The 4,068-nt window shown below is 34.7% G+C and carries 5 protein-coding genes; 1 reads left to right on the forward strand and 4 read right to left on the reverse strand.

Going from position 1 to position 4,068, the window contains the following annotated elements:
- Positions 1–380 precede the first annotated feature (380 nt).
- On the forward strand, positions 381–548 hold the full coding sequence (locus OO013_RS19910; protein WP_266058883.1) for an AMP-binding enzyme: 168 nt from the start codon (positions 381–383) through the stop codon (positions 546–548).
- Between the two features lie 70 nt (positions 549–618).
- Here the strand turns inward: OO013_RS19910 and OO013_RS19915 are convergent, their stop codons facing one another.
- From OO013_RS19915 to OO013_RS19930, 4 genes are all read right to left on the reverse strand, one after another.
- Positions 619–1,161, reverse strand: coding sequence for a DUF4287 domain-containing protein (locus OO013_RS19915; protein WP_266058875.1), 543 nt, complete (start codon positions 1,159–1,161; stop codon positions 619–621).
- Between the two features lie 149 nt (positions 1,162–1,310).
- Positions 1,311–1,697: a hypothetical protein gene (locus tag OO013_RS19920; protein WP_266058877.1), complete on the reverse strand. Its 387-nt coding sequence runs from the start codon at positions 1,695–1,697 to the stop codon at positions 1,311–1,313.
- Between the two features lie 37 nt (positions 1,698–1,734).
- Entirely contained in the window at positions 1,735–2,139 is a 405-nt protein-coding gene (locus OO013_RS19925; protein WP_266058879.1) for a hypothetical protein, read from the reverse strand.
- A 91-nt stretch (positions 2,140–2,230) separates the two neighbouring features.
- Positions 2,231–3,757, reverse strand: a complete 1,527-nt coding sequence (locus tag OO013_RS19930) for a serine hydrolase (protein ID WP_266058881.1) — start codon at positions 3,755–3,757, stop codon at positions 2,231–2,233.
- Positions 3,758–4,068 lie beyond the last annotated feature (311 nt).

A 4,068-nucleotide genomic window follows, 5' to 3' on the forward strand; every position in this document is an offset into this window, starting at 1 on the left:
TATAAGTCATACAATTTTTGAAAGTCTCCCAGAAGATTATTAAATGAAATCCACTTTCTGTAGTCTTTTTCTATATTTAAAAATTCGTGCATTTTATTGTTTTTATCTGATTGCCAACGATTGGCCATGAGCCACTCTTTGCCTCTTATTCCTTATATAGCTATCGTTGTTTTGGTTGTTAATAAATTCCTTTAAATCTTAAAAATAGCTGTTTCCAACTCAAAATCAAATATTTTCTATTATTTATACCCGTTAGTAAATGTTTGTAACCGACTGTAATCGGATAATTTTATAGCCGTTTGTAACCGTTTACTAATGGGTAAAAGTGTGTTTGTTTTTTTTAAGATATAAACAAAATTAATCTTGCGATAGAGGAAAAGATCAAAGCCTGTGTAGTGCTAAAGGACGACCAGGAAATATCTGAAGGTGAGTTGATCGAATGGACCAAAGAACACATCGTAGCGTATAAATATCCACGGATCATCAAGTTTATGGATGCGCTGCCACTGAGTGCCACAGGAAAGATTTTGAAAAAGAAATTGAGTTGAGGGTTATTAGTGATTTCATATTAAATTAAAGATAACAGGGTTAATCACTGAAGACATTTTTATATACATCTTAAACAGATTTGTCATAGGCTTCCTTAATCCATTGCCTGAGTTCTGTGTCAACATCATTAATATCCGTAAGTTGAACTCTGTGAGTACACATTGTTCCAAATGGTCCTGAGTCACCTAATCTATCTGTTGTTGGTTTGTCCTTTAATTTAAAACCCAGGTCTATTCTTGTTTTAGTTGCTGGTTTTATCAACACAAATTGCCTTTTTCTAATAATGCTTACACTGCCTTTTTTGGGTGTAATCGTTACGTCTGGTCCTAATGATTTAACGTAACCTATCAATTCCTCATAGATAGGTTTTAAGTTTTCTTTTCCATCATATTGGTTTGCTACCAGGTCTGAATCATCCGGTGTATCATCCTTGGAAAGAGTCACAATAGTATTTGCAAAACCATGTGTTACATTGTGTTCAGTCTTCAAATATTTGACTGCTTCAGCGTGTTTTGTAAATGATTTTTCTTTCAGGATTTTCTTCCATTCATTTAAAGATTTACCTGTTTTTTCAGGCATATTATCGATCATTGTTTGCAATGCTTTATCCATAGTATTTACCTTAATTGTCTGTAACGTACTGTATAAAGAGAGTATGGTGGGCGAGCCGGGACTCGACAGTGTACTAAGTTAACGAAAAGGAGCTTAGCTGCCAACAACCGCGAAGCAGGATACTGATTTACATATTGTTAAGCACAGTTTTAATCCTTAAAAGGATTTTCCTTGCAGCCTGAAGGTGGGGGAGAACCGGGTCCATTATTAAGAATTGGGTATTGAATTAACAATTCGGAATACTCCGGAAATATAGAAGAGAATCTAACCAAATATTGACTACTGCTGCTTATTTCCCTGGCTTGTTCAGTATTTATTCGATTTGTTGTCTGATACAATTGCCCATTTACAACGAACTCATAAGTAATGTCATTCCCTCCCTTAATTGCCATCCCTGGCCTTAAACTTCCTTTGTTCGAAACTGTATAACGAAATGGAAGAGTATCGAGATATTCAAAGCCAATTATAGCTATAATTATAACGCCCCAAAATAAGGCGAATAAAATTTTGGCTGGTTTATCAATCTTCTTTGACATTGCGAATGTTCAGATGAAATGAGCCTAACGTGTCTGCCTATAGCCGATGTTGGGCATTCGTGCTTTTCTTTTTTATTATTCTTGTCAGTCCACCGCCAATAAGTCCGGCCAAAGCAGCGAATCCGGTCATAAGTATCGTTATTATAATCCAAAGTCCAGTTGAGGCTTGATTGTTTATATCGCCTGTGTTAGCGTCAAGGAGCAATGAAAGTTTCCATCCTATTGTCGAGTCAAAGAATCCGAGAATTGCTGCAAATAATACCCCTGTCTTTAAGTCCTTTTGTCTTGCGGAAAGAAAAGCTGTCGTCCCGTAAATAATGAATGAAATAGGAGATAAAAATGAATAATTAAAGTCAAGTTGCCTTGAAGCGATTGAACCAAGAGTGTCAAGCAGTCCAACCGCGAGTAGTCCAATTAATAGTATCTTATATTCCTGTTTCATTATCTTTCGTTTTTTGCATGATGCCCAACGGTTGGTGTATGAGGAGTAGCTGACGACAGGAAGCTATTATTCATGGAACACGTTGTTATACTCAGTTTTTATTTTTTAAAATGTTCAGTTCTCCGAAATCAACGTCAAGTAAATTTTCCTGGTCAATGGAGAATCCTAATATTTCTCTTTTTGAATTAAAGTTGAAAGTTAAAAATCCATCGGGAACTCGTATGTCATTCCAATTTATTTTAAATGTATCAAAATGCCAATGTTCTAATTTCCCTTTAAACACTGGTGAATGAGAAAATGAAATTTCTAATCCACCACTCTTGGTATAATTTATTAAAATATCTCCATACATTTTGTCGATGTATTTTCCAGCGTATTTTTGAATTTCTAATGAAGGTTTTGTTTTAGGAGTTTTAGAAATCTGAACAGGTGATTCTTTTTTATTTTTTAAATTCTGGTTTCTATAATCCATTACTCTGGAATATATATCATATGTCTCATCATCAAACAACTCCTCTAATATTTTAGCTGTCAACAAAAAAGTTGCGGGCTCTTCCGCTTCATTGGTAAGTATTACAAACCCTAAGTTCATATCTTTTATCATAACAAGGTTAGCAGACATACCATCAATACCTCCACTATGCTCAATTATCTTATGTCCATTTTTTGGGGTTAACCACCAACCAAATCCGTAAGATGTGAATTCATTGTAAAACGGAGCCCCGCCTATAGGATATATAATTTGAGGTTTGAAAATTTCATTAATTATTTGCGGACTAACAATAGTATCATTGCCAAATGTGCCATTATTCAGCAAGAGTCTCATATAATTTGACATTTCGTTTGACGAAGAGTAGATAAAACCACCTGGAGCAAGATTATCTCCTTTTTCCTGTTTTATTGCAACTTTTTCATAATCCTCATTCCAAATATGTGGTTGGGCTAGGTTTCTATTAGATTCTCTTTCAGTTGAAAGAGATATGCTATTATTCATTTTCAGTTTATCAAACACTCTGGTTTTAAGGAAATCATCCCACGACATTCCAGAAACTTTTTTCACTATTTCTGAAGCAACTACATACATCACATTTTGGTATGCTGGTTTTTCTCGAAAGCCCGATACTGGTTCCAAATATTTGAGTCGCTTTATAATTTCTTCTCTTGAATAATCTGAATGATACCAAAGTATTCCACCACTTACATCCCTAAGACCACTTCTATGGGTTAGTAAGTCTCTAATGGTAAAATTATCAGTCACATAAGGTGCATACAATTCAAAATAGGGTAGATAGACCTTAACTTTATCATCCCAATTTATTTTCCCTTCATCTACTAATATCCCCAATGTTAAAGCTGTAAATGACTTCGAAATTGAACCTATTCCAAAAATTGTATTTTCATCAACTTTTCTTTCTTTATGAATTTCCAAGTATCCATACCCTTTGGAAAATATGATAGAATCATTTCGAACAATGCCAATCGAAAGACCAGGTACGTCAAAGTCCTTTATTAGTTGATGAATTTGTAAATTAAGAGAGTCTAATTTTATTTGTTGAGAGTATGACTTGGAGAATAATAATAGTCCAATTATAGTAAAGAAGAATGTTTTGATTTTCATTTTTTTTCAATTGAAAATAACGCCACTGTATGAAGCGTGGCTATTTAAAGTTACTAAAGTTTCGGTTTACTAAATAGGCAATCCGCAGGATTGGCTTATTAAATTATTCCCACCACGGAAGTCAATTCTGCGGATTGACGGGCTGTCTACAAAGCGCCAAAGTTTCGTAACCCACTGAGCAGCCATGATTTCATAGTTCCCATGATATAATCCGAACCCGTAAAATAAGGGTAAACCAAACGAAAAACACCATGGGAACAGGATTAAAGTTATTCATTGGAATTGATGTTCACAAGCGTCAATGGAGTGTA

The sequence above is a fragment of the Mangrovivirga halotolerans genome, assembly GCF_026241165.1.
GTDB classification, from domain to species: domain Bacteria; phylum Bacteroidota; class Bacteroidia; order Cytophagales; family Cyclobacteriaceae; genus Mangrovivirga; species Mangrovivirga halotolerans.